Origin of the sequence: Tritonibacter aquimaris (assembly GCF_009617595.1) — a bacterium.
GTDB lineage: Bacteria > Pseudomonadota > Alphaproteobacteria > Rhodobacterales > Rhodobacteraceae > Epibacterium > Epibacterium aquimaris.
Genome location: NZ_WIXK01000001.1, coordinates 383,997 through 407,596, shown reverse-complemented (window position 1 = coordinate 407,596; position 23,600 = coordinate 383,997). Strand labels below are relative to the sequence as shown.

Below are 23,600 nucleotides of genomic sequence, written 5' to 3'. Positions count from 1 at the left end.
CTAGAAATAGTCGATTGAAACTTGCAGCAGCCGTTCGACTTCGGGCACGTCGCTGGACACGGCAAAAATCGCGATCACATCCCCTTCTTCGATGCGCAGATCGCCACGTGGGCGCAACAGCTTATCACCTTTGACAATGCCCCCCACCAATGCCCCTTCGGGGAAGTCGATCTCACGAATGGCTTTGCCCGCAATCGGTGAGGTCGATAGCACCTGCGCCTCGATCATCTCGGCTTCGGCATCGCCGAGCGAATAGACCTGACGCACCCGGCCATAACGAATATGGCGTAGGATCGAACTTACGGTGGTTGCGCGCGGGTTAATATAGGCGTCAATACCCAGGTGATTGGTCAGCGGCACCAGGGTTGGATCATTGATCAGCGCTATGGCAAATGGACAGCCCTGCGCCTTGGCCCGCACCGCCGCCAGCAGGTTGGTTTTATCGTCGTCCGTCACCGCAAGCATGGCATCGGCGCGTTCAATCCCCGCCTCAGACATCAGATTACGATCAAGCCCGTCACCATTCAAAACAATGGTACGCTCCAGCGCCTCAGCCGCGTGTTCCGCGGATTTACGGTTCTTCTCAATCACCTTGGCGCGGACGCGCGATTCACGTCCTTCCAGCGCCTTGGCCACTTCAAGCCCCACGTTGCCGCCGCCAACAAGCACAACGCGATCTTGACGTTTTTCTTTCTTACCAAACACTTCGATGGTGCGGCTCACGTCATCTGAATGGCAAAACACATAGCAGGCATCGCCCACAAACACCTGATCGCCCGGCTCTGGCGCAAACAGGCTGCCGTCGCGGCGGATCCCCACCACAATTGCACGCAGGGTGGAAAACAGATCGCTCAGCTGACGCAGCGGCGTGTTGACAATGGGGCAATCCTCTTCGATCTGGATCCCCAGCAGCTGCGCTTTGCCTTCCATGAAGGTCTCAATATCAAAGGCCGCGGGCGCCGACAGACGCAGCATCGCGGCCGCAGCAACTTCGCGCTCGGGGCTGATCACCACATCAATCGGCAGGTGATCGCGGCGATACAGATCGGTATAAATTGCATGCAGATAGCTTTTGGCCCGCAACCGCGCGATCTTGCGCTGGATTGAAAACACCGAATGCGCCACCTGGCACACCACCATATTGACCTCATCGGAATGGGTGGCGGCAATCACCATATCCGCATCCCGCGCGCCCGCACGATCCAAGACATCCGGGTATGAAGCAAAGCCCGCAATCCCTTGAACATCCAGCGTATCAGTGGCCAGACGGACCAGCTCGGGGTTGCTATCGACGACGGTCACATCGTTGTGTTCGCCGGACAAATGACGGGCGATCTGCCACCCCACCTGACCCGCGCCGCAGATGATTACCTTCATGTTTTTAATCCCTTGGCGCAAAACTGCCTGAATTGAATGACAGAAGCGGCCCCACCGGTCAATCCAATTGTAAACACCTGCAAAACCCAGCATACTATGGGCATGGTCAAACAGCGAACTGCACATATCGTGTTCGCGCTTGCGGCTGTGCTCGCAGGATGCGGACCCGTCACCGTATATCACAAGCCAGACGCAAGCTTTGCGCAGCTAGACCGGGATGTTTTGGAATGTCAGACCAGCGCCTTGAAACAGGCACCGGTCGCCAATGAAATCCGCCAGTCTCCGTCTTACTTTCGACCGGGGCGACGCATCTGCGAAGATGGCAATTGCTATCACACAAGTGGCCACTGGGTGCCCGGCAATATCTACACCGTTGATGTAAACCGCACGTTGCGGCTGCGGCTTCAGAGCAGCTGTATGCGTGATCGCGGCTACAGCGAGATTGAAGCCCGGCGTTGCCCCGCAGGCACGCCCCGCCCTAATGGCGGCAATCTCGGCAGGCTGGTAACACCCACAGGCAATGAATGCGCCGTAGCGGTGCAAAACGGCCCACGGGTGCTGCAACCCTTGTGATACAACGGCCATCACATGAAAAATGCGCCCCAATCACATGGGACGCATCTATAGAAACCGACTGAAAATCAAGCCTATGCCGGGCTGTCTTCTTCCTCGACATGGGCGATACGCGCGCCCGCTTTGTTTGAGGTCACAACCCCCAGCGATTTCAACTTCCGGTGCAATGCAGACCGTTCCATCCCAACAAATGAGGCGGTACGGCTGATATTGCCGCCAAAGCGATTGATCTGGGTCAGCAGATACTCACGTTCAAAGGCTTCACGCGCCTCACGCAGCGGCAGGGTTGCAAGCCCGCCAGACAGGCCCGTACGCCCATCCGAACTGGCCTTTTCATCTTCGCGCGGCAGGTCTTTTGCCTCAATCAGACCGTTGCCATCACCAAGGATCAGCACCCGCTCCATCATGTTTTTCAACTGACGCACATTACCGGGCCAGATCATGGTCTGCAGCAGCGCTTCTGCATCTTCTGACAGGCTGCGCAGCGGCAGGCCCTGGGTATCGTTGAAATGCTTCAGGAAATGCGCCGCCAGCGTTGGAATATCTTCGCGACGATCTGCCAGCGATGGCACGTGGATCGGCACCACATTCAAACGGTGATACAGCTCCTGACGAAAATTATCCTTGGCAATTTCACGGTCCAAGTCTTTGTTGGTTGAGGAAATAACCCGCAGATCGACCTCGATGTTTTCACCGCCGCCTACCCGCTGAAAGCGCTGATCCACCAGTACCCGCAGGATCTTGGATTGGGTGCCCATCGGCATATCGGCGACCTCATCAAAAAAGATCACCCCGCCATTGGCCTGCTCCAGCAGCCCCGGCTCAATCCCGCGCTCAGCACTTTCCTTGCCAAACAACACCTCTTCCATCCGATCCGGATCGATATTGGCGCAGTTCACCGTCACAAATGGGGCCGATGCGCGGTTGGAATGGGCGTGGATATAACGCGCCGCAATTTCCTTGCCGCTGCCCGCAGGCCCCGACAGCATCACCCGACCGTTGGATTTGGTGACCTTTTCCAGATGGCTGACCATCGCACGATAGGCAGAGGAATTGCCGATCATCTCGCTGGCGCCAGATTCTTTACGTTTCAGCGTGGTGTTTTCCCGACGCAGGCGCGACGTCTCCATCGCGCGGCGAATAACCACCATCAACTGGTCGATATTAAAGGGTTTTTCGATGAAATCATAGGCACCCTGTTTGATCGCCGCCACCGCAATTTCAATATTGCCGTGACCAGAGATGATCACTACAGGCACCTCAGGCGTGTCGCGTTTCACCGTTTTCAGAATGTCGATGCCATCCATCTGACTGTCTTTCAGCCAGATATCGAGGATCAGCAAGGATGGCAGCGCCTCAGACAGCTGCGCCATACATTCATCGGAATTGCCTGCCTTTCGGGTCGCAAAGCCTTCGTCTTCGAGGATATCCGAGATCAGCTCCCGAATGTCACGCTCATCGTCTACAATCAGAATATCGCTCATGTCAGACCCGTCATTACTAAATTTTTCTCAGTATTCATATTCTCCACCTGCGCAGGCAGCTTAATAACTGCCATTGCGCCATAATGGCTCTGCCCGGCAAACACCGGCGCATCTTCTAGGGCAAGGCTGCCGCCATGCTCCTCGATGATCTTTTTCACAATCGGCAACCCCAATCCGGTGCCCTCGTCGCGCGTGGTCACATAGGGCTCAAACAATCGGGCGCGGTCTTCTGGCAGGCCAATGCCATTGTCCGCAATGGTGATGTGATGCATCTCGCCCTCCTGCCAAACATTGATACGGATTTCCGGCACAAGCCCGGCAGCACGTTCGGTGCCTTTGGCGCTTTCCACCGCTTCGCCCGCGTTTTTGATCAGATTTGTCAACGCCTGCCCTATCATAGTTGCATCCAGATCCGCCAGCATTGGCACCTTCGGCAGATCGGCCGAAATCTTCAGATCCGGCTGCCCTGCCTGCTGCAACAGCACCGCGCCCTGCACCAATTGCACCAGATCTTCCTGGCGGCACTTGGGCTCCGGCATGCGGGCAAATTTAGAGAACTCATCCACAATACGCCGCAAATCATTGGTTTGGCGTACAATAACATCAGTCATGTTTTGCAACTGATCGCTGTTTTCTTCGCCAAGCTTGGGCGCAAATTTGCGTTTGATCCGCTCCGCGCTCAGCTGGATCGGGGTCAGCGGGTTTTTGATTTCATGGGCAATCCGGCGCGCCACATCGCCCCAGGCCGCCATACGCTGCGCGCTGACCAGATCGGTCACATCATCAAAGGCCACCACATAGCCCTCAAGATCGCCCTCTTCCGAGGTTCTAAGCGACATGCGCACCAGCAGGTTTTCCAGCCGCCCCTGACGGGTGACTTTGACCTCTTCCTGCAGCACCTCATGTTTTCCGTCCAAAAGACGCTCAAACAGGGGGCCAAACTCAGGCACGGCAACCGAAATCGCCACCGCGTTGCGCGTTTGTGTCCAATCCAGCAGCCGTTCAGCAGAGCGGTTCACAAAGGTCACGCGCCCCTCGGAATCCAGCCCAACAACCCCCGAGGTGACAGAGCTCAAAACAGAATCAAACAGGCGACGGCGGCTTTCGATCTGGCGGGTATTTTGCAAAAGCTCGTCGCGCTGCACCTTAAGCTTGCGCGTCATCTGGTTGAAATACTGCCCCAATTGGGCGATCTCATCACCACCATCCGAAGGCGGCACCTTGGCGTTCAAATCGCCGCTACCAACCCGTTGCGCCGCGACCGTCAGACGACCCACCGGGCGCGACAGCCGTTCAGCAAACCACATGCCCAGCCACATCGCCGCCAGCACCAGGATCAGAACAAACCCCAGATACAGCAGCCCAAATTCAAACAGCACCCGGCCGCGGTCATTTTCCAGCTGGTTGTACAGATCTGCAGTTTTCTGGGTCTCATCCAGCAGTTTCAGCAGATCACCTTCCACATCACGGCTAATATAAAGGAAGCGATCAACAAAATTGGCCAGCGGCACCAGCGCGCGCAGCTCGCTGTTGTCCCAATCCTCGATGATCAGCAGCCCGTCAGATTCGGCTGCGGCAATATCCGCGCGCGACGGCGCTTCAAAATCAAACTCATATGAGCGTTCACCGCGCACCCGGATCGCGCCGATCCCATCAACAATATAGGCTTCGCGCAATCCACGCTGCACCAGAAGCTGCCCCTGTGTCAGCACCTCTCGCAGTTCTGCGTCGCTGATAAAGAAACTGCGCTGGCGGCTGTTTTCCACAAACCGCGCCAAAGCGCGGGCATCATCAGTCAGATCAACACGCTGCACCTCGTGATAGGCCTCAGCCGCCGACAGTGAACTGCCCACCGCATCCCGCACCCGGCTGGAAAACCATCCCTCCATCCCGACGTTTACGGACAAAACCGCAAAGACGGCGACAATAACCGCAGGCACCAGCGCCAAAAACGCAAAGGTTCCGGTCAGACGCAAGTGCAACCTTGAGCCCGCAGATTTTGAACGCCGCGCCGAGCGCAGCCGCACAATCTGCGTCAGCACCAGAACCGCAATGGTCAGGATGTAGATCAGATCCGCCAGCAGCACCAATCTGAGCGAGGGCGACGCGGAATCAAGTCGCAGCGGCCCGGTGATCAGATAAGTCAGAATCGCCAGAACCGGACCCAGCAACACCAAACCGAAGGTAGACATATTGCGCGCGCGCCGACTGCGGCGCCACTGGTCCAGTGCCAAGAACAAGCCATAGGCCGACCGCAGTTGTGACTTATACGCCACGTGATCCCCTCGTACTGATGTGGATTCTTCTGAACCCAACCGCCATATCTGGTAGCGACCCCAATGGGCGGCCACTGCTCTGTGGCGATATTACATCAGTTTACGGCGACGTGTCACCTGAATATCGAGATCTGTAATTTTTTTCCGGAGCGTATTGCGGTTGATTCCCAAAAGTTCGGCACATCGCGCCTGATTCCCGCCAGTTGCAGCCAGTGCAATCTCGATCAACGGGGCCTCAACTTCGCGCAAAATGCGCCCATACAGGCCCGGAGGCGGCAACATATCCCCATGCAGGTCGAAATAACGCTGCATATGGCGCGCAACTGATTCTGACAGTTTTTCGTTGCTGATCGTGCCACCGCTTACGGGTTCGACGCCCGCCTGCGGCCCAAGCGCCTGCGCCACCTCAGCCTTGGTGATCTCTTCGCCACGCGCCGTCAGCGCCAGTGAACGCACCATGTTTTCCAGCTGGCGCACATTGCCCGGCCATGAGAAATGGCGCAGCATCTCGGCCGCGTCATCTTCAAGGCTGCGCATCGGCGCGCCATCCTGCTCGGCGCGGGTCAAAAAGTGGTTGGCCAGCAGCACAATATCTTCCACCCGCTCGCGCAGGGCTGGCACATGCAACTCGGTACCGCAGATCCGGTAATAAAGATCCTGACGCAGCTGACCGCTTTCAAGCAGGTTGCTTACATTGTCCTGACAGGTCGCCATGAAACGCGGCGCATGTTCACCCGGCGCATCAATCATCCGCACCAGACGCGCCTGCACCGTGTCTGGCAGATCCTCAACCGCATCCACGAGAATGGTGCCACCTTTGGCCTGGCGCAACAGCTCTGACGGGCCATCGATTGCGTTCATCTTGGCGGGACCGGCGGTCACAAACGGCAGGGTGCGGCGGTCGGAAAAATCATGAATTGCGCGCGCAATCAACGATTTACCGGTTCCGCTTTCGCCAGTGATCAGTAATGGAATTTCAGAATTCATCACCCGCGCGATCAGACGATACAGCGCCTGCATCACCTCTGTGCGCCCCACCAGCGGCAGCTCTTCCGGGCGCTCCTGCGCATCCGCCGCATTCACCTGAGACACCAGACGTTTTTCATTCAACGCCTTAGAGGTGCGCTTCATCAACTCAGGCAGATCAAAGGGTTTGGGCAGATAATCATAAGCATCCGCCTCGGCCGCTTTGATTGCGGTCATAATGGTGTTTTGCGCCGAAATCACGATCACCGGCAGGCCGGGGCGATCTTCTGCGATTTTTGGCAGCATTTCCAAACCATTACCATCGGGCATCATCACATCCGAGATGACGACATCGCCCTTTCCTTCGCCAACCCAGCGCATCAGCGTGGTCAGCGACGAGGTCGCATGCACCTTACATCCGGCCCGCGTCAAAGCCTGCGTCAGAACCGTGCGGATGGTGCGATCATCATCTGCAACAAGTACGGTGCCGTCCATGGTGTTACTCCTGCTTGGGTTTGCGCCCACGCGGCTCGCGCGGTAGCGACAGTCTAAATCGGGTTTCGCCTGGCTTGGATTTCACCGAAATCCAGCCGTTGTGTTCAGCGATGATCTTGCTCACCAGTGCCAGCCCCAGCCCGGTGCCGTTTTCACGACCCGATACAAAGGGATCAAAGATGTCATCCTTGATCTTGGCGGGCAGCCCCGGGCCATCATCGATAATCTCAACCTGCAAAGGCAGCGCCCCACCGGATCCATCGCGGCGGCGTAGGTTGAAAGAATGTTCATAAAAGGTGCGAATGCGAATGGTGCCGCCCATGATACAGGCTTCAGAGGCGTTCTTGAGCAGGTTCAACACCACCTGCAAAAGCTGATCCCCATCGCCCCAGGCTGGGGGCAAAGATGGATCGTATTCCTCTATGATCTTCATATGCGCGCCAAACCCCAACAGGGCCGAACGACGGGCACGATCCAGAATATCGTGCAGGTTCACAGGCTTAAACGCAGGTTCAGTCAGATTGCCGAACTGTTCCACCTGCTCCAGCAGCTTCACGATCCGGCGGCTTTCAGACACGATCAGCTCTGCCATTTCCAGATCTTCCGGACCAAGGTTCATGCTGAGCAATTGCGCCGCGCCGGTGATCCCGGCCAGCGGGTTCTTGATCTCATGGGCCAGCATTTCCGCCATGCCAATCGCCGATTGCGCCGCCGATTTTGCCGAATGGTTCTGGGTCATCCGCCCCGCCAGTTCACGCGGGGACAGCATCAACAGCATCCCCCCCGGCTGATCCCCTTGTACCGGCGCCACCTGCACCCCGCATTGCAATGGTGCACGCTCGCGGGTGCCCACATCCAGATCGTTCACAAACAAGGTGCTGGTATGGGCCCGCGCCCGTTCAAACGCGTCGTGAATTGAAGAATCCACCGCCAGGATCTGCCACAACCCCTTGCCGCGCAACGCTTTGTTGGACGCGTTGGTAAAACCTTCTGCCGCTGCATTTGCCTCAAGGATGGCATTGTCGCCATCCACAACAAAGATCGGCACAGGCAAAGCAGACCAAATGGCGCTATCACTCAGGGTCATGCGGCGCGCTCCTCATAGGGCTCCAGTGCATCCGGTAAAATTTGCAAAACCTCAGCGGGTGTTTTTGCCGTAAGCAGGCGTTTGCGCAAAACGGGATCGCCGCCCTCGGCGTACCAGCCCAGATGTTTGCGCGCGACACGCAGCCCCAGATCAAGCCCGTAAAACGCAAGCATTGCCTCATAGTGGCGTGCCACCAGATCCACCAGATCGGCGCCCTGGGGCACCTCGGGCGCATCCGTGCCCCAGATATCATGGGCCACCTCGGCCAGAACCCAGGGCCGCCCCTGACTGCCGCGGCCAATCATCACCCCATCCGCACCAGATTGCGCCAAAGCGCTGCGCGCAGTGTTGGTGTCAACAATATCGCCATTGGCCAGAACCGGGATCGTGACCGCGCCCTTAATGGTCCGGATCGCGGCCCAATCTGCGCTGCCTTTGTAAAACTGACAGCGGGTGCGGCCATGGATTGTCACCATCTGAATGCCCGCATCCTCGGCGCGGCGCGCCACATCTGCCGCATTCAGACTGTCTTCATCCCAGCCCAGCCGGGTTTTCAGCGTCACCGGTACACTTGAAGCAGCAACAACCGCTTCAATCAGGCTCAGCGCGTGATCGGGCGTTTTCAACAACGCCGAGCCGGAATAGCCATTGGTCACTTTCTTGGCCGGGCAGCCCATATTGATGTCGATCAACCGCGCGCCATTGTCTACCAGCTGCCGCGTGGCCTCAGCCATCCATTGGGCGTCACGCCCTGCAATCTGCACGCTGGTGTTTTCCACATCCGCGCTCAACTCGGCGCGTTCACGCACGCCGGGCTTGGCCTGAACCATTTCCTGGCTTGCCACCATCTCGCTCACCATCAGCCCCACCCCAAAGGAGCGCACCAGATCGCGAAACGGGCGATCGGTAATACCGGCCATCGGTGCCAAAGCAATCGGCGGGTTGAGTGATGTAGATCCAATGTCAAACGACAACTGCATAATCCTTGTGCAATTGGGGCCAAATTAGCCGAAAGCGACTCGCGCCCACAACGAAAGCCCCGTGAAAAACGCCTCGAAAAAATGCTTATGCCTATTTTTTAATCACTTATACAGGGGTCATTGCCTCCTTTCGCATCACCTCATAAAAACATTGCCACCTGCGCCCGGCTAAATCTCACGCTTGCTGCCCCAACATGTAGGCTGCCCGCGCACTGCACCAATAAGGAAGATCACGATGCGCCCGATTGCGAATTTCATTGCCACCGTTGCTGGTGCTGGCCACCTGCGCCCTGCCCCCGGAACCTGGGGTTCGCTGGTTTCGCTGCCGCTGGCCTATGCTGTTTATATCGCAGGAGGTTTCTGGGCGCTGGTGCTTGGCACGCTGATTGCTTTTGCTCTGGGCTGGTGGGCCACATCTGTTGCCACCCAGGGTCAGGATGATCATGACCCTTCTGAAATTGTCATCGATGAACTTGCCGGTCAGTGGATCGCGCTGCTGCCAACGCTTTATGCTGCGCATATTCACGACATCCCAGCTCTTGCGCTTTATCCCGGCTGGATCACTGCGTTTTTGCTGTTTCGGCTGTTTGACATCACCAAACCCGGCCCAATCGGCTGGGCGGATCGACGTGGGGATGCGTTGGGGGTGATGCTGGATGATGTTATTGCAGGTGTGTTTGCAGCCATTGGCACTATGATCTTTGCCGGGATCTGGCATGGTGTGCTTGGGCTATAAGGGCCTTTGGCAACCCACCCTGCCCCAATCTGAGCCTGTAAAGACGGAGCACATATTTAATGGATAGCCCTGACATCGATTTGAGCCAGCTGATCCAGGACGCACAGGCGCAAAACATCATGCTCACCACCGCCGAAAGCTGCACCGGAGGCATGATCGCTGCGGCGCTGACAGAAATCGCGGGCAGCTCTGCGGTGTTCGACCGTGGCTTTGTCACCTATTCCAACGCCGCCAAGATGGAGATGCTGGGCATTCAGAAAGCCACGCTTGATGCGGTGGGCGCCGTCAGCGAAGAGGTGGCGGTGCAAATGGCCGAAGGTGCGCTCAGCCGCTCAAACGCAGCGATTGCCGTTTCTGTTACCGGCATTGCAGGCCCCGGTGGATCTGAATTCAAACCCGAAGGCCGGGTGTGTTTTGGCCTCGCACGGCGCGGGCACGTCACACAGGTTGAAACGGTGGAATTTGGCGCAATCGGGCGGGACAATGTGCGCAAAGCGACCAAATCACATGCACTTGCGCTCATCAAACAGGCGCTGTCCGCAGGGTGATCAGTTTTTAAACACGCCCCCATCAAAGCTGCATATTTTTTACGCAGTTTGTGTTTTGCACCGATTTTAAGCGCCCGAAACCCGCTTGCTCCTTTTTTAATCCCGAAATTCAGTTTCTTTGGGCTCCCAAACATCAATCGTTTGGAGGAACTCCCCGATGAATGGAGCGGATACCGCCTGGATCATCACCGCAACTGCGCTGGTCCTGCTAATGACCCTGCCCGGTCTGGCATTGTTTTACGGTGGGCTTGTGCGCGCCCGCAACGTGCTCAGCGTCTTTATGCATTGCTACGCCATTGCCTGCCTGATGAGCATTCTCTGGCTCGCCTTTGGCTACTCCATTGCCTTTGGCAGCGGTGAAAGCGGTTACTGGGGCGGCTTTGATAAGGTGATGCTCTCTGGTGTCACCACCGAAAGCCTCTCAGGCACCCTGCCCGAGATCCTGTTCTTTGCCTTCCAGATGACCTTTGCCATCATCACCCCGGCGCTGATCGTTGGCGCCTATGTGGAGCGGGTTGGCTTTGGCTTTGTCATGGTGTTTTCCGGCCTGTGGATGCTCTTGTGCTATGCGCCCGTGGTGCATTGGATCTGGGGCGGCGGTATGCTGGCCGATGGTGGTATCTTTGGCGAAACGGGCGTGCGTGACTTTGCCGGTGGTATTGTGGTGCATGAAACCGCGGGACTTGCTGCTTTGATCATTGCTGTGGTGCTTGGCCCGCGCAAAGTGCAAAACAAACCGCCGCACAATCCTGGCTATGTGGTGATTGGCGCGTCGCTCTTGTGGGTGGGCTGGTTTGGCTTTAACGGCGGCTCACAGCTGGCGGCCGATGGTGGTGCAGCACTGGCAATCACCGTCACCCATATCTCAGCGGCGGCTGCATCGCTCACCTGGGTTCTGTGGGAGCGGATCAAATACGGCAAAGCCTCGGTTGTGGGGCTGGTCACCGGCACCATTGCAGGTCTTGCCTCTATCACCCCTGCGTCTGGCTTTGTTGGCCCGGTTGAAGCGCTGATCATCGGCTCCATCGCTGGCATCCTGTGTCAGGAAGCGGTGAATGTTGTGCGCAATATGCTAAAAATCGACGACACGCTGGATGTGTTTGCGGTGCACGGCGTTGGCGGCATCTTTGGCACCATCATGATTGCGGTCTTTGGTCAGGGCACCTGGCTTGCGCAACTTGGCGGGCTGGCTGTTGTGGGTGTCTTCACCTTTGTGGTCACGCTTGTACTGGTCAAACTGGTTGCAGCCTTCACCCCGATCCGGGTGGACGACGAGGCGGAAACCAACGGGCTCGATCTGTCGTCGCACGGTGAACGCGCCTATGAGCTGACAAGCTAAAACAGGATTCACCCCTTAAAAACGCAACGGGCCCCAACTGGGGCCCGTTTTTCATTTGGGCTGTAACAGCCAGACCTGTTCTTTCGCCGCAACCTGCTGGCCCAATGATCCCCCAGCCGCGCCTTCTACAAGCAATTCAACAAGGTAGCGCCCATCGTAAACCGTTCGGATCGCCCCCTCTGGCAGCGAAAACGGCGGGCCATCTTTTTGCGCCTGATCATAGTCATAGCTGATAATCAGCTGTTGCGCGCCCGCAGCCAATGCCGCGATCTGGTTGCCATAGGCCTGCCGCGTCTTGGGATCCACCGCAACCATAGCCGCGCGATCATAAACCAGATCCACGCGGCCAAGCTCTGCCGCCGCCAGCGCGTAAAAATCCCCAACATAAAGCGTGAGCTTACCCGCACGGTAGCGTTTTAAACCACCAAGATCGGTGATCTCAGGCGTGCGCTCCAGGCGGGCAAATACCTCAGCCACAGCGGCCTCGTGAAATTCGATCCCCGTGACCTGCATCCCCTGCGCCAGCAGCCAATCCAGATCCAGGCTCTTGCCACACAGCGGCACAAACACATGCCCGCCGCGCGCAGTGTCGCCCGGCAAGAACTGTTCAAAATACCACTGCAGATGAGGGTTTACTGCGCGCTGGTGAAAACCAATCCGGCCTTCGCTCCAGCGGGCCTGCCAAAATGCCTCTTCCATACGGGCCTCCATAAAAGGTCTCTTTGCCCCAAGTGATGCCACTTAAAGCCCGGATGAGGTCAAGCGCTTTCTTCAGCTATAAAGTTCAGCCGCGCGACGTTCAAAGGCACGCACGATCCGTTGCATCGCCTCATTGAACACCACACCAATTATGCCCTGTAACACCGCGTTTTTAAACTCAAAATCAACAAAGAACGACACATCACAACCGCCATCTTCGCGGTCCGAAAACGCCCAGTTCGACTTCATATAGCGAAACGGCCCATCCAGATATTCGGTGTCGATTTCATGCTTATTCGGGTGCAACACCACCCGGCTGCCAAAACGCTCACGAAACACTTTGAACGAAATCACCAGATCCGCCTCCATCACCACATCATCACCTGTGGGCACAGTAGAGCGAATACGCGCAGCCGCGCACCAGGGCAGGAACTTGGGATATTTGGCCACATCTGCCACCAGATCATACATCTGCTGGGCAGTATAAGGCAGCGGCCGTGTTTCAGAATGGGTGGGCATAAATTTCGCGCTTCTGTTTGTCTTTCAACACGTTCATGTCTTATGAACAGAGGGAAAATTCAAGGGGACAATCATGGAACAGCGTCCATATGTCATCGACGTGATGATTTCAGCCAAGGCGATCGCGGCAAAGATAGAAGAGCTCAGCCGTGAAATCACCAAGGAATTTGGCGATACAGACAAGCTTGTGGTGGTCGGGCTTTTGCGCGGAAGCTTTGTGTTCATTGCCGATCTCGTGCGCGATCTTGACCTGCCGATCGAGGTGGATTTCCTCGAGGCTTCCTCCTATGGAGACGGCATGGAAAGCAGCCGAGAAGTGCGTATTCTCAAAGATTTGCGCGGCGCAATTGAAGGGCGCGATGTGCTGGTGGTGGAAGATATTGTTGATACCGGACACACGCTGGCGCATGTCACAAAACTGCTGCAAAGCCGCAACCCCGCGCGGCTGAAAACCATTGCCTTGCTGGATAAACCCTCGCGGCGCGAAGCGGATTTCAAAGCGGACTGGATCGGTTTTTCGATCCCGGATGAATTTGTTGTCGGCTACGGTATCGATTTTGCCCAACGCAATCGCAACCTGCCCTTCATCGGCAAGGTGCGCTTTACCGAAGACAGCTAAACACAGATCCCCATACATAAAAAACCGCGCTCAAAGGCGCGGTTTTTCACATAAATCTGCTGTTTCAGATCGCTCAGGCCCGGATCACTCAGGCTCAGATTGCTTAAGCAATGCCCAGCTTTTTGTTGCGCGCCTCACGCAGCTGCGCAAAATCGTCGCCCGCATGGTAAGATGACCGCGTCAAAGGGGTCGCAGAAACCATCAAAAAGCCCTTGCCATAGGCGGCTTTTTCATAGGTTTCAAACTCTTCCGGTGTCACAAACCGATCCACGGCGTGGTGTTTTGGCGTCGGCTGCAGATATTGACCAATGGTCAGGAAATCCACATCAGCGGCACGCATATCATCCATCACCTGTTTGACCTCAGGGGCTTTTTCGCCCAGGCCAACCATAATACCGGATTTGGTAAAGATCGACGGATCCATTTCCTTGATCTGCTGCAGCAAACGCAGCGAATGGAAATAGCGCGCACCGGGGCGCACTTCGAGATAGAGCCCAGGCACGGTTTCAAGGTTGTGGTTGAACACATCCGGCTTCGCTTCGACCACCATCTCAAGCGAACCTGGCTTGGCTTTCAGGAAATCCGGCGTCAGAATTTCAATGGTGGTGCTGGGGCTGCGGTGACGTACCGCCCGGATGGTCTGGGCAAAATGGTCAGCGCCCCCGTCATCCAGATCGTCGCGATCCACCGATGTGATCACAACGTGGTTCAGGCCCAGTTTCTGCACCGCATGAGCCACCCGGCCCGGTTCAAACGCATCCAGCCCATCGGGTTTACCGGTGGCGATATTACAGAAGGTACAGCCACGGGTACAAATTTCCCCCATGATCATCATGGTGGCGTGGCCCTGGCTCCAGCATTCGCCAACATTGGGGCAACCGGCCTCTTCGCAGACGGTGACAAGCCCGTTTTCCCGCATGATTTTATGCGTATCCGCATAGCCTTTACCACCGGGCGCCTTTACGCGAATCCAGCTTGGCTTTTTTGGCTGAGCATTGTCGGGGCGATGCGCTTTTTCCGGGTGGCGCTGCTCTGGGATTTTAAGGTCTCTCACACGCGTACTCTCTGTCGTTCGGCCGATAATTGCTTCGGCCTATTTCAGCGCAACATCCTTGTTACACCTGCATCAAAAAGGGCGGCACTCTGGAAACCCTTCTCAAGGCCTGCCCGCATTTAGCACAATGTCATATCACAGTGCCACTGGAAAGGCACCCGGCGTCCCGTGCAGTGCAGCCCTGTCAGATTTGCATAGGAGCTCAGAATAAATGTTTAAATTTTGACCGCTTCTCCCACCGCATTAGCAGCGCAGCATTTGCCACCAAAAACGTCACATTAGCGACCACAAACGCCACAAATGCAGACAGTTCGTGACATTCTGCGACGCAGCATTTTCAATCAATACCAGCGTGCCGCAAACATCCGTTGCGCCAAAATTAGAATTATTATAACCAACCCTAGAAACTCTACCTTAGATGTTATGGAGACCAAGATGAAAGCTGGCGTAAAGCTCCCAGACGTGACCTTTCACACCCGCGTGCGTGATGAGTCGATTGAAGGTTCAAACCCGTTCCGCTGGGAAGACAAAACCACAGCAGACTATTTTGCAGGCAAGCGCGTCATCCTGTTCTCGCTGCCCGGTGCCTTCACCCCGACCTGCTCCACCTACCAGCTGCCCGGCTTTGAAAAAGGCTTTGCTGATTTTCAGGCCGAAGGTGTGGATGCGATCTACTGCATGTCCGTCAACGACAGCTTTGTGATGAACAAATGGGCGCAATCCCAGAACCTGGAAAACGTTGGCGTGATCCCGGATGGTTCTGGCGAATTCACCCGCAAAATGGGCATGCTGGTCGACAAAGCCAACCTGGGCTTTGGTGCACGCTCCTGGCGCTATGCAGCCATCGTAAACGATGGCGTGGTCGAAGCCTGGTTCGAAGAGCCCGGCCTGTCGGACAACCACCCCGAAGACCCCTATGGCGTGTCTTCGCCGGAAACTCTGCTGAAGCATCTGAAAGACGCAAAAGCAACCACCGCAGCCTAAAGCGCGCGGCCACACAAAACACCCAAGGGTCCGCCACACGCGGGCCCTTTATGTATGGGTAAAGCAGCCAAAGAATGAATTTTTGCAAACGCCCAAATTCATGGCTGCATATGGCCGCAGTGCCCTTCCTCGAACTCCCAAACAGAGGCCGCTTCGCCAGCTTCCAGCAGGCGATAGGCCTTGTGAATATCGGTCTCTTTCGGCACATGCACGGCCCGGATCTCAAAGCCAAAGTCGCCATGCTCAAAAGAACAGCCCGCCTGCTGCAACGGCTTCCAGAACCGCGTGAATTGCGCGGCCTCTACATTTTCACCCAGCAGGATGCGATAGGTTGAACTCCCCGAAGGGCGCGCCAAGCCGGTGATCCAAGCAACCCCATCTCGCATTATGGTGTCAACGATATCTCCAAATGAGAAACCCTCGGCAAAAAAAGGCGAATTCTCGATCCTGAACCGTCCTTCTTCGACGGGGGTCGCCCAAAGGCTCTCGGTGCTGTACCCGTGCCAATCCTCTGACTTAAGCTCTGCAAATACCTTTTCCATCAGGTCATCTCTTCCTTCCTCCATGCGCAGAGAAACAGTCCCTGTTGTTTTGCGCCATAGCAAACCGACACCATCATTTCAGCCCTGAAGGCTTGGCATGCCCGTTGCGACAGCAAACAAAACACGGCTCTTTGTGGCGGGCGCTTGGTCAACACCATCAACCAATCATCTCCTCTTCCGCAAGCAGCGTGTCATAGTGAAACTTCAGCTGTTGCAAGGCGATGCGCAATACCACCTTGCCGGAACGCGCCGACCAGCCAAGCTGTTTTTCCGCCGCTTCCAGCCCCTCAAGATGGCAACAGCAGCGCAGCGCAATATCGCTGAGCCCCGGCCCCAGCGCCGCAAGCGCATTCATCGCCCGCTCCTGCGCGCCGCGATAGGGCGACACCGGGGCTGCATCAGCGCAACCATCAGCAAAGGCCTGCTCTGCCTGATTGATATGCGTGCCGATCTGCGCCAGTTCAAAGTCTTCGCGCAGCCGTTCGCCCGCCCGCACCAGATCTGCGCTGACAAAGGGCGCGCCCTGCGGATCAAGCAGCCGCGACAGCACCATCAGCGGGGTGTCGGTGGTTGGGCAGCGTAGTTTGCGCGCGCTGCGGGTCTTGCCCTGCGCCGCATGCTGAAACGCCACGGTGGATTCGCTAAAGCCGGTTTCACGGATCAAACGGGCGCGGTTTGCCTCGCGCGCCAGAAACTCGCTCAACGCCAGACGGCCGTCTTCGCTGATTTCATAGCGCGACAATCGCCCCTTGTTCAGGCACGCCACCCAGCCACGCAGCGCCAGCTCCCCGGCCTCTGCTTTGTCGAGGCTGATCTTGTCTTCATGGCCTTGCGGCCCACAGACGATTACCGCCCGATCCATACCCTGCGCATAGGCCAAAACCGCCTGACTGCGGTTGAGCCATCCAAGCACCTGATAGATCCGGGTTTCGGGGGGTTCCTTACCCGTTCCAAACAGTTGAGCAGATCCTTCCATCCCTTTGTCAACACGCTGAAAAAACCGTTTCGACAATACCTCAAGCGCCACCTCGATCAATGGATCATCGCGCAGCGCTTCAACCCGGCGCACCTGCCGCATGACCGTCGACGGATGGCACCCCGCCAAACGTGCAATCTGACGGATGGAACGACCATTTTCCGTGTGTTCCAGATACCGCCGTACCTCCTCAGGAATCCAGCGTGGGACCCGTGTCACTTTTATCGTTTGCATCGATGTAGCCCTATGTTTAGTGCGATCATCACCCCAATTCAGTCGACCAATCCCCGCAGGCACATGACAGCTGACATGCACCACACGCGCGGGTCCCAGAATTGTTTCCCATAAGTTATCAATCAAGACTAAAGGGGGCGCGCGCTCTTCACTCGGCTGCCGCAACACCCCAATAGGTTGCAATATCATTCCTTCGTTCACAGCACGAAAGGAAGAAAAGATGCAGCCTGTCGCAACCCAGATAACACAGCTGACCCGTCCGAACCTTTTGCTGCGCGCAGCTCGCATCGGCGAGGGAAAATATCGCCGCGCCATAGATTTAAAGCGTATCCTTAAACGTGAAGAAACCCCGCGCACCCTGCCCGGATTGATGGCATTACTGGATCTGGAACGGGCGATGAATCACCTGCGTACATGTAATTCTTATGCCTATAGCTACCAAGATCACATCGATGTTCTTATCGCTTTGCGTGCAGAGACCGCGCGGTATTTTTCACAGATCGGCAACAAAAAAGACGGCCCTCGCGAGCCGCCTGATCTGTGCCGATGTGCACCGTTTACATAAACGCCTCTTAGATAAAGGCGTCGGGCATCGAGGCTTTCTTGGCTGCAACATAATCGTTGAGCGCCTTGTTGATCGCCGGATCCAGCGCGGGCTGCTGATAGTTGTTCAGCAGATATTCCACCCGGTTGGTCGCCAGCGCATAGGTGTCGCGTGCGCCTTCTTCTTCCCAGGCTTCAAACGGTTTGTAATCCAGCACCTCTGATTTCCAGAACGCGGTCTGGAAATTGGCTTGGGTATGGGCACAGCCCAGATAGTGACCGCCCGGCCCTACTTCGCGGATGGCATCCATCGCTTGCGCGTTTTCATCCACCTCAACGCCTTTGGCCAACCCATGAAGGACACCCAATTGGTCAGCATCCATCACGAATTTTTCAAAGTCAGCCACCAGACCACCTTCAAGCCAGCCACAGGAGTGCAGCATGAAGTTCACGCCAGAAAGCAGCCCCATGTTGAGCGAGTTTGCGGTTTCATAGGCAGCCTGCGCATCCGGCAGTTTGGAACCACAGAACGACCCCGACGAGCGGAACGGCAGGTTCAGACGCCGCGCCAGCTGCCCTGCGCCATAGGTGATATGCGAGGCTTCTGGGGTGCCAAAGGTCGGCGCGCCCGAGTTCATATCGATCGAGGTTACCATTGCGCCAAAGATCACCGGCGCGCCGGGACGGATCAGCTGGCTATAGGCCACACCGGCCAGAACTTCGGCCAGAACCTGGGTCAGCGTGCCTGCAACCGACACCGGTGCCATGGCACCGCCCACGATAAAGGGCGAAATGATGCAGGCCTGGTTGTTTTTGGCATAGACTTCCAGCGCCCCCATCATCACGTCATCAAAGGTCAGTGGCGAGTTGATGTTGATGAGCGAGGTCATCACGGTGTTTTCCTGCACGAATTCCTTACCAAACAGGATTTCGCACATCTCAACACTGTCTTGCGCCCGACTGGGTTCGGTGACCGAGCCCATGAACGGCTTGTCCGACAGGGTCATATGCGCCAGCAGCATGTCCAGGTGGCGTTTGTTGACCGGCACATCGGTGGGTTCACAAACGGTGCCGCCGGAATGGTGCAGCCATTTCGACATATAGCCGAGTTTTACAAACTTCTGGAAATCATCCAGCGTGGCATAGCGGCGGCCACCTTGTGCATCGCGTACAAAGGGCGGACCATAGACTGGTGCCAGCACCATATTATTACCGCCAACAACCACCGATTTCTCTGGGTTGCGGGCATGTTGGGTAAATTGGCTTGGCGCGGTTTTGCACAGCTCACGTGCGAGACCACGGGGAATGCGTACGCGTTCACCATCGATGGTTGCACCCGCTTCGCGCCAGCGCTCCAACGCGGCCGGGTTGTCAACAAAGTTGACACCAACTTCTTCGAGTACGGTTTCCGCGTTGGCCTCAATGATCTGAAGCGCTTCTTCGTTCAGAACTTCAAAATTGGGCACATTGCGGGTGATGTATTTTGCGGTTTCAATTTTCACCGCAGTGCGTTCTGCCCGACGCGCAGCGCCCCCACCTCCACGCGCGCGACGGCGCGGTGCTTTTTCAGCTTCAGCCATGTGTTTTTCCTCGGCACAGATCTTATGGTTTCTCGACAGATATCCAAGATCTAGGGGCAAGTGCCATAAAGAAGCGGCGCATCCGTTTCAAATGCGACATGTAGATGGGCTCATCTGCGCTATTTCGAATAGTTGTCATCCCGGTTGATCATGATGATCTCGACGCAAGTCCCAGCGCAGGCACGGTACAGGCGCGGTAGTTTTCCATGCCGCGGCAATCGGCAATGCTCGGCCCATCCCGCGAGCATTCTGCCGGTGGTTGGGTCAACCAACCTGCAACCTATCCGCCCGGTTGAAATCGCCGTTCGTATCACACCTGGCCGCGAAGACGGGTTTGATCTTTATGGTCTTTCCCAAAGCTGCGATGTTCCCTGAACACGTGAAAATTTGCGCCGATACACCCTTTGTTTGCAGCCACAAATCTTCGCGTTCAATTTGCGCAAATTGCCTTTATTCACCCTTGCCATGACAGCGGCTTCGACGTATTGGCGGAACATGACAGAGACATCCCACGACCGCCTTCTTATCATCGACTTTGGTAGCCAGGTGACGCAGCTCATTGCCCGTCGCTTGCGCGAGCTGAATGTCTATTGCGAAATTCACCCCTATCAGAATGTTGATATGGCATTTGTGCGTGAGTTCGCGCCCAAAGCCGTGATCTTTTCTGGTGGCCCCGACAGTGTGACCCGCGAAGGGTCTCCGCGTGCGCCGCAGGAGATCTTTGATCTGGGCGTGCCGATCCTTGGCATCTGCTATGGTCAGCAGACCATGATGACCCAGCTTGGCGGCAAAGTCGAAAGCGGCCATGGCACTGCGGAATTTGGCCGTGCCTTTGTGACCCCGAAAAACAGCCTCGACATTCTGGACGGTTGGTTTGCAGACGGTGACGAGCAGGTCTGGATGAGCCACGGCGATCACGTCTCTGAAATCGCACCGGGGTTTGAGGTCTACGGCACCTCCCCCAATGCGCCTTATGCCATTACCGCTGATGTCTCGCGCCATTTCTACGCGGTGCAGTTCCACCCCGAAGTGCACCACACCCCCAATGGTGCCAAGCTTTATGAGAACTTTGTCAAACTGGCCGGGTTCAAAGGCGACTGGACCATGGGCGCCTATCGCGAGCAGATGATCGAAAAGATCCGCGAACAGGTTGGCGATAAACAGGTGATCTGTGGCCTTTCTGGCGGCGTTGACAGCTCGGTTGCGGCCGTTTTGATCCACGAAGCCATTGGTGATCAGTTGACCTGCGTGTTTGTGGATCACGGTCTGCTGCGCAAGGGTGAGGCCGAAGAAGTTGTCACCATGTTCCGCGACAACTACAACATGCGCCTCATTCACGCCGATGAGCAGGAATTGTTCCTGGGCGAGCTGGACGGCCAGTCTGATCCCGAAACCAAGCGTAAAATCATCGGTAAGCTCTTTATTGATGTGTTCCAGAAACACGCCGACACCATCGAAGGGGCCGAGTTCCTGGCGCAGGGCACGCTGTATCCGGATGTGATTGAATCGGTCTCTTTCTCGGGCGGGCCTTCGGTCACCATCAAATCGCACCACAATGTGGGTGGTCTGCCGGAAAAAATGGGCCTGAAGCTGGTAGAGCCGCTGCGCGAGCTGTTCAAAGACGAAGTGCGTGAGCTGGGCCGCGAACTGGGCCTGCCTGCAAGCTTTATTGGCCGCCACCCCTTCCCAGGGCCGGGCCTTGCCATTCGTTGCCCCGGTGAGATTACCCGCGAAAAGCTGGAGATCCTGCGCGAAGCTGATGCGGTCTATATCGACCAGATCCGCAAACACGGTCTTTATGATGAAATCTGGCAGGCCTTTGTTGCGATCCTTCCTGTCCGCACCGTGGGTGTGATGGGCGACGGGCGCACCTATGATTACGCCTGTGCATTGCGCGCGGTGACTTCCGTTGATGGGATGACTGCGGATTATTATCCGTTCACCCATGAATTCCTTGGTGAAACCGCAACCCGGATCATCAATGAAGTCAAAGGCATCAACCGCTGCACCTATGACATCACCTCCAAACCTCCAGGGACAATTGAGTGGGAATAATCCGCCGCAGTCTGTGGTTATTGAAGGCCGGGGGTTTCCTCGGCCTTTTGACATTTGGCGCGGTCTACCTGTGGAGCTATCACTGGCCGCGCAAGGATCTTGCCACGTTTGAACCGGCCACCGCGATTGTCTGTCTGGCGGCGGGGCTTAGGGCGGATGGCACGCTGGGCACCTACACCAAGGCGCGCGCAGAGCTTTGTATTGCGGCCTATCACGCGGGTCTTGCGCCACTGATTGCCTTTAGCGGCGGCAACACCACCCATGATGCGGCAGCGACCGCCCGCCAGATGGCGGAACTGGCGCGGGATATGCGGGTGCCCGAGCGTGCGATAGTGGTGGAAGATCGTTCAGAATCAACGCTTCAGAACGCGATCTTTACCCTGCCAATACTGCCTGCGACGCGGGATCTGATCCTTGTGACTGACACATTTCATCTGCCCCGCGCGGCGGCGTCGTTTTATTGGGCTGGCGCACGCGATCTGCAGCTGCTGGCGGTTCAGCCAGACCAGCTGCCCCGACGGCTTTTGGTTGCGGAAGTGGCAAAAATCTGGATCAATGGCGCGCGGGCGCTGGCCTATTCGGCGTTCACCGCGTTGGGCGCGGATAACCTACACTGGATGCTGCGATGATTGAGCTGAGCGGATATATTGATGTACCACTGGATGAGCTTGATCTGGTGCGCGTGGCCTTGCAGGAGCATATCCGCCTGACCCGGCTTGGGTCGGGCTGCATCCTGTTTGAAGTGAATGAGCTGCCAGATGTGGCCGGACGTTTTTCTGTGCTGGAACGTTTTGTCGACCAAGCCGCCTTTGACGCGCATCAGGCACGGGTGAAGGCGTCAGACTGGGGTAAAATCAGCCGCAATGTTGCCCGCAACTACCAAATCCGCCAGCTTGATACAGACTGATACATTGCAGATCTGCGTTAGCACTGTGCGGTTATGCACAGCGTTTCCCCCTTGACCTTGTGGTGAATGGCGGGCTTGTGGAGGCGGGAGATACACGCATGACCACCGAAGTTGTACCAGAACAGTCCGTATTGTTTCGAACAGTCCTCTGGATGTCCGGCGGCATTGTATCGTTTTCCGCCATGGCAGTGGCCGGACGAGAGCTGAGCGCGACCCATGATACCTTTGAAATCATGGCGTTTCGCAGCCTGGTGAGCATGTTAATTGTATTCGCCGCGCTGAGCCTGACCAAAAGCTGGTCACAGGTACGCCGTGAACGATTGCCCCAACATATGCTGCGCAATGTGGCCCATTTCACCGGACAGAACCTGTGGTTCTGGGCGATTGCGGTGGCACCGCTGGCGCAGGTGTTTGCGCTGGAGTTTACCTCACCTTTGTGGGCGATGGTGCTGGCGTCTGTCCTGCTCAAGGATCAGATCCGCCGGGTGCAGGTGGTGGCGGCGCTGATTGGTTTTGCGGGGATCTTGATTGTGACGCGCCCCGGTGTTGGGGTCTGGAACATCGGCATTCCGCTGGCGGCCATTGCGGCGTTTTTCTTTGCGCTGACCAATGTGGTCACCAAGAGCCTGACCAAGGTTGAAGGTATTGGATCGATCCTGTTCTGGCTGACCACGCTGCAGCTGGTATTTGGTGTGGTGGCAATGGGTTACGATGGGGTGATCACCTGGCCCACCTGGCAAACCGCGCCCTGGCTGGTGCTGGTGGGGATCTGCGGATTGTCTGCGCATTTCTGCTTGGCCAATGCATTGGCGATTGCGCCGATTTCGGTGGTGACGCCAATCGATTTTGTCCGCCTGCCCGCGATCGCGCTGGTGGGGATGGTTTTGTACAATGAAGCCATCGACATCTGGGTGATCACTGGCGCGGTGGTGATTTTTGCGGGCAATTATCTCAACATCACGGCGAGCCGACGCAGCCTCTAGCATTGACCCGCCTTCACGCACTGGCTAGCAAGTCGTGAACAGGG

Annotated in this window: 23 protein-coding genes; 11 read left to right on the top strand and 12 right to left on the bottom strand. The window is 56.7% G+C overall.

Translation table 11 applies throughout. The features are described 5' to 3' along the window. Positions 1-1,377 (bottom strand): Trk system potassium transporter TrkA, encoded by a 1,377-nt coding sequence (gene trkA / locus GG681_RS01960; protein ID WP_153544523.1) that lies wholly within the window; start codon positions 1,375-1,377, stop codon positions 1-3. 36 nt (positions 1,378-1,413) lie between these two features. Here trkA and GG681_RS01955 point away from each other — a divergent pair, with 36 nt between their 5' ends. After that, positions 1,414-1,950 carry a hypothetical protein gene (locus GG681_RS01955; protein WP_194287122.1) on the top strand — a complete coding sequence of 179 codons (537 nt, stop codon included), beginning with the start codon at positions 1,414-1,416 and terminating at the stop codon, positions 1,948-1,950. Between the two features lie 74 nt (positions 1,951-2,024). On the opposite strand, the gene ntrX is transcribed toward GG681_RS01955, so the two are convergent. From ntrX to dusB, 5 genes are all read right to left on the bottom strand, one after another. Beyond that, the gene (ntrX, locus tag GG681_RS01950) at positions 2,025-3,434 is read right to left on the bottom strand and encodes a nitrogen assimilation response regulator NtrX (RefSeq protein ID WP_153544519.1); all 1,410 of its coding nucleotides are present in this window, start codon (positions 3,432-3,434) and stop codon (positions 2,025-2,027) included. After that, positions 3,431-5,710: a sensor histidine kinase NtrY-like gene (locus tag GG681_RS01945; protein ID WP_328593228.1), complete on the bottom strand. Its 2,280-nt coding sequence runs from the start codon at positions 5,708-5,710 to the stop codon at positions 3,431-3,433. The genes ntrX and GG681_RS01945 overlap by 4 nt, the downstream gene beginning before the upstream one ends. Before the next feature lie 90 nt (positions 5,711-5,800). Beyond that, positions 5,801-7,171, bottom strand: coding sequence for a response regulator (locus tag GG681_RS01940; protein WP_153544517.1), 1,371 nt, complete (start codon positions 7,169-7,171; stop codon positions 5,801-5,803). A gap of 4 nt (positions 7,172-7,175) precedes the next feature. Next, positions 7,176-8,258, bottom strand: coding sequence for a two-component system sensor histidine kinase NtrB (locus tag GG681_RS01935; protein ID WP_153544515.1), 1,083 nt, complete (start codon positions 8,256-8,258; stop codon positions 7,176-7,178). Next, positions 8,255-9,232, bottom strand: a complete 978-nt coding sequence (dusB, locus tag GG681_RS01930) for a tRNA dihydrouridine synthase DusB (RefSeq protein ID WP_153544513.1) — start codon at positions 9,230-9,232, stop codon at positions 8,255-8,257. The genes GG681_RS01935 and dusB overlap by 4 nt, the downstream gene beginning before the upstream one ends. A gap of 241 nt (positions 9,233-9,473) precedes the next feature. On the opposite strand from dusB, the gene GG681_RS01925 reads away from it, so the two are divergent. From GG681_RS01925 to GG681_RS01915, 3 genes are all read left to right on the top strand, one after another. Then, complete coding sequence (locus GG681_RS01925) at positions 9,474-9,974, top strand: phosphatidylglycerophosphatase A family protein (protein ID WP_153544511.1); 501 nt, start codon at positions 9,474-9,476, stop codon at positions 9,972-9,974. A gap of 59 nt (positions 9,975-10,033) precedes the next feature. Continuing rightward, positions 10,034-10,522, top strand: a complete 489-nt coding sequence (locus tag GG681_RS01920; RefSeq protein ID WP_153544508.1) for a CinA family protein — start codon at positions 10,034-10,036, stop codon at positions 10,520-10,522. Between the two features lie 157 nt (positions 10,523-10,679). Next, complete coding sequence (locus GG681_RS01915; protein WP_153544506.1) at positions 10,680-11,861, top strand: ammonium transporter; 1,182 nt, start codon at positions 10,680-10,682, stop codon at positions 11,859-11,861. 51 nt (positions 11,862-11,912) lie between these two features. On the opposite strand, the gene GG681_RS01910 is transcribed toward GG681_RS01915, so the two are convergent. After that, entirely contained in the window at positions 11,913-12,560 is a 648-nt protein-coding gene (locus GG681_RS01910; protein WP_194287121.1) for a class I SAM-dependent methyltransferase, read from the bottom strand. 72 nt (positions 12,561-12,632) lie between these two features. After that, on the bottom strand, positions 12,633-13,079 hold the full coding sequence (locus GG681_RS01905; RefSeq protein ID WP_153544502.1) for a type II toxin-antitoxin system RatA family toxin: 447 nt from the start codon (positions 13,077-13,079) through the stop codon (positions 12,633-12,635). Between the two features lie 73 nt (positions 13,080-13,152). On the opposite strand from GG681_RS01905, the gene hpt reads away from it, so the two are divergent. Next, positions 13,153-13,698: a hypoxanthine phosphoribosyltransferase gene (gene hpt, locus GG681_RS01900; protein WP_153544500.1), complete on the top strand. Its 546-nt coding sequence runs from the start codon at positions 13,153-13,155 to the stop codon at positions 13,696-13,698. 103 nt (positions 13,699-13,801) lie between these two features. On the opposite strand, the gene lipA is transcribed toward hpt, so the two are convergent. After that, on the bottom strand, positions 13,802-14,752 hold the full coding sequence (lipA, locus tag GG681_RS01895) for a lipoyl synthase (protein ID WP_328593227.1): 951 nt from the start codon (positions 14,750-14,752) through the stop codon (positions 13,802-13,804). A 435-nt stretch (positions 14,753-15,187) separates the two neighbouring features. On the opposite strand from lipA, the gene GG681_RS01890 reads away from it, so the two are divergent. Beyond that, positions 15,188-15,736: a peroxiredoxin gene (locus GG681_RS01890; RefSeq protein ID WP_153544498.1), complete on the top strand. Its 549-nt coding sequence runs from the start codon at positions 15,188-15,190 to the stop codon at positions 15,734-15,736. Positions 15,737-15,834: 98 nt separating this feature from the next. On the opposite strand, the gene GG681_RS01885 is transcribed toward GG681_RS01890, so the two are convergent. Together GG681_RS01885 and GG681_RS01880 are read right to left on the bottom strand one after the other, a co-directional pair. Next, positions 15,835-16,278: a DUF4265 domain-containing protein gene (locus GG681_RS01885; protein ID WP_194287120.1), complete on the bottom strand. Its 444-nt coding sequence runs from the start codon at positions 16,276-16,278 to the stop codon at positions 15,835-15,837. Between the two features lie 157 nt (positions 16,279-16,435). Next, the gene (locus GG681_RS01880; RefSeq protein WP_153544494.1) at positions 16,436-17,488 is read right to left on the bottom strand and encodes a DUF6456 domain-containing protein; all 1,053 of its coding nucleotides are present in this window, start codon (positions 17,486-17,488) and stop codon (positions 16,436-16,438) included. Positions 17,489-17,708: 220 nt separating this feature from the next. Between GG681_RS01880 and GG681_RS01875 the strand changes: the two genes are divergently transcribed. Continuing rightward, complete coding sequence (locus GG681_RS01875) at positions 17,709-18,053, top strand: DUF6477 family protein (protein WP_153544492.1); 345 nt, start codon at positions 17,709-17,711, stop codon at positions 18,051-18,053. A gap of 7 nt (positions 18,054-18,060) precedes the next feature. Here GG681_RS01875 and GG681_RS01870 read toward each other — a convergent pair whose 3' ends face one another. Continuing rightward, the gene (locus GG681_RS01870; RefSeq protein WP_153544490.1) at positions 18,061-19,611 is read right to left on the bottom strand and encodes a trimethylamine methyltransferase family protein; all 1,551 of its coding nucleotides are present in this window, start codon (positions 19,609-19,611) and stop codon (positions 18,061-18,063) included. A 495-nt stretch (positions 19,612-20,106) separates the two neighbouring features. On the opposite strand from GG681_RS01870, the gene guaA reads away from it, so the two are divergent. From guaA to GG681_RS01850, 4 genes are all read left to right on the top strand, one after another. After that, positions 20,107-21,666: a glutamine-hydrolyzing GMP synthase gene (gene guaA / locus GG681_RS01865; protein WP_153544488.1), complete on the top strand. Its 1,560-nt coding sequence runs from the start codon at positions 20,107-20,109 to the stop codon at positions 21,664-21,666. Beyond that, a complete protein-coding gene (locus tag GG681_RS01860; RefSeq protein ID WP_153544486.1) occupies positions 21,657-22,295 on the top strand; it encodes a YdcF family protein in 639 nt (212 codons plus the stop codon). Before guaA ends, GG681_RS01860 begins: the two co-directional genes overlap by 10 nt. Beyond that, on the top strand, positions 22,292-22,573 hold the full coding sequence (locus tag GG681_RS01855; protein ID WP_153544484.1) for a putative quinol monooxygenase: 282 nt from the start codon (positions 22,292-22,294) through the stop codon (positions 22,571-22,573). The genes GG681_RS01860 and GG681_RS01855 overlap by 4 nt, the downstream gene beginning before the upstream one ends. Positions 22,574-22,671: 98 nt before the next feature. After that, positions 22,672-23,556 (top strand): DMT family transporter, encoded by an 885-nt coding sequence (locus GG681_RS01850; RefSeq protein WP_153544482.1) that lies wholly within the window; start codon positions 22,672-22,674, stop codon positions 23,554-23,556. Positions 23,557-23,600: the final 44 nt, after the last annotated feature.

What these genes read in the sequence shown, in the direction of transcription:
- trkA (WP_153544523.1), bottom strand. Translation starts at nt 1,377, where the DNA reads ATGAAGGTAATCATCTGCGGCGCGGGTCAGGTGGGGTGGCAGATCGCC.
- GG681_RS01955 (WP_194287122.1), top strand. Translation starts at nt 1,414, where the DNA reads ATGACAGAAGCGGCCCCACCGGTCAATCCAATTGTAAACACCTGCAAA.
- ntrX (WP_153544519.1), bottom strand. Translation starts at nt 3,434, where the DNA reads ATGAGCGATATTCTGATTGTAGACGATGAGCGTGACATTCGGGAGCTG.
- GG681_RS01940 (WP_153544517.1), bottom strand. Translation starts at nt 7,171, where the DNA reads ATGGACGGCACCGTACTTGTTGCAGATGATGATCGCACCATCCGCACG.
- GG681_RS01935 (WP_153544515.1), bottom strand. Translation starts at nt 8,258, where the DNA reads ATGACCCTGAGTGATAGCGCCATTTGGTCTGCTTTGCCTGTGCCGATC.
- GG681_RS01925 (WP_153544511.1), top strand. Translation starts at nt 9,474, where the DNA reads ATGCGCCCGATTGCGAATTTCATTGCCACCGTTGCTGGTGCTGGCCAC.
- GG681_RS01920 (WP_153544508.1), top strand. Translation starts at nt 10,034, where the DNA reads ATGGATAGCCCTGACATCGATTTGAGCCAGCTGATCCAGGACGCACAG.
- GG681_RS01915 (WP_153544506.1), top strand. Translation starts at nt 10,680, where the DNA reads ATGAATGGAGCGGATACCGCCTGGATCATCACCGCAACTGCGCTGGTC.
- GG681_RS01910 (WP_194287121.1), bottom strand. Translation starts at nt 12,560, where the DNA reads ATGGAAGAGGCATTTTGGCAGGCCCGCTGGAGCGAAGGCCGGATTGGT.
- GG681_RS01905 (WP_153544502.1), bottom strand. Translation starts at nt 13,079, where the DNA reads ATGCCCACCCATTCTGAAACACGGCCGCTGCCTTATACTGCCCAGCAG.
- hpt (WP_153544500.1), top strand. Translation starts at nt 13,153, where the DNA reads ATGGAACAGCGTCCATATGTCATCGACGTGATGATTTCAGCCAAGGCG.
- GG681_RS01890 (WP_153544498.1), top strand. Translation starts at nt 15,188, where the DNA reads ATGAAAGCTGGCGTAAAGCTCCCAGACGTGACCTTTCACACCCGCGTG.
- GG681_RS01885 (WP_194287120.1), bottom strand. Translation starts at nt 16,278, where the DNA reads ATGGAAAAGGTATTTGCAGAGCTTAAGTCAGAGGATTGGCACGGGTAC.
- GG681_RS01880 (WP_153544494.1), bottom strand. Translation starts at nt 17,488, where the DNA reads ATGCAAACGATAAAAGTGACACGGGTCCCACGCTGGATTCCTGAGGAG.
- GG681_RS01875 (WP_153544492.1), top strand. Translation starts at nt 17,709, where the DNA reads ATGCAGCCTGTCGCAACCCAGATAACACAGCTGACCCGTCCGAACCTT.
- GG681_RS01870 (WP_153544490.1), bottom strand. Translation starts at nt 19,611, where the DNA reads ATGGCTGAAGCTGAAAAAGCACCGCGCCGTCGCGCGCGTGGAGGTGGG.
- guaA (WP_153544488.1), top strand. Translation starts at nt 20,107, where the DNA reads ATGACAGAGACATCCCACGACCGCCTTCTTATCATCGACTTTGGTAGC.
- GG681_RS01855 (WP_153544484.1), top strand. Translation starts at nt 22,292, where the DNA reads ATGATTGAGCTGAGCGGATATATTGATGTACCACTGGATGAGCTTGAT.
- GG681_RS01850 (WP_153544482.1), top strand. Translation starts at nt 22,672, where the DNA reads ATGACCACCGAAGTTGTACCAGAACAGTCCGTATTGTTTCGAACAGTC.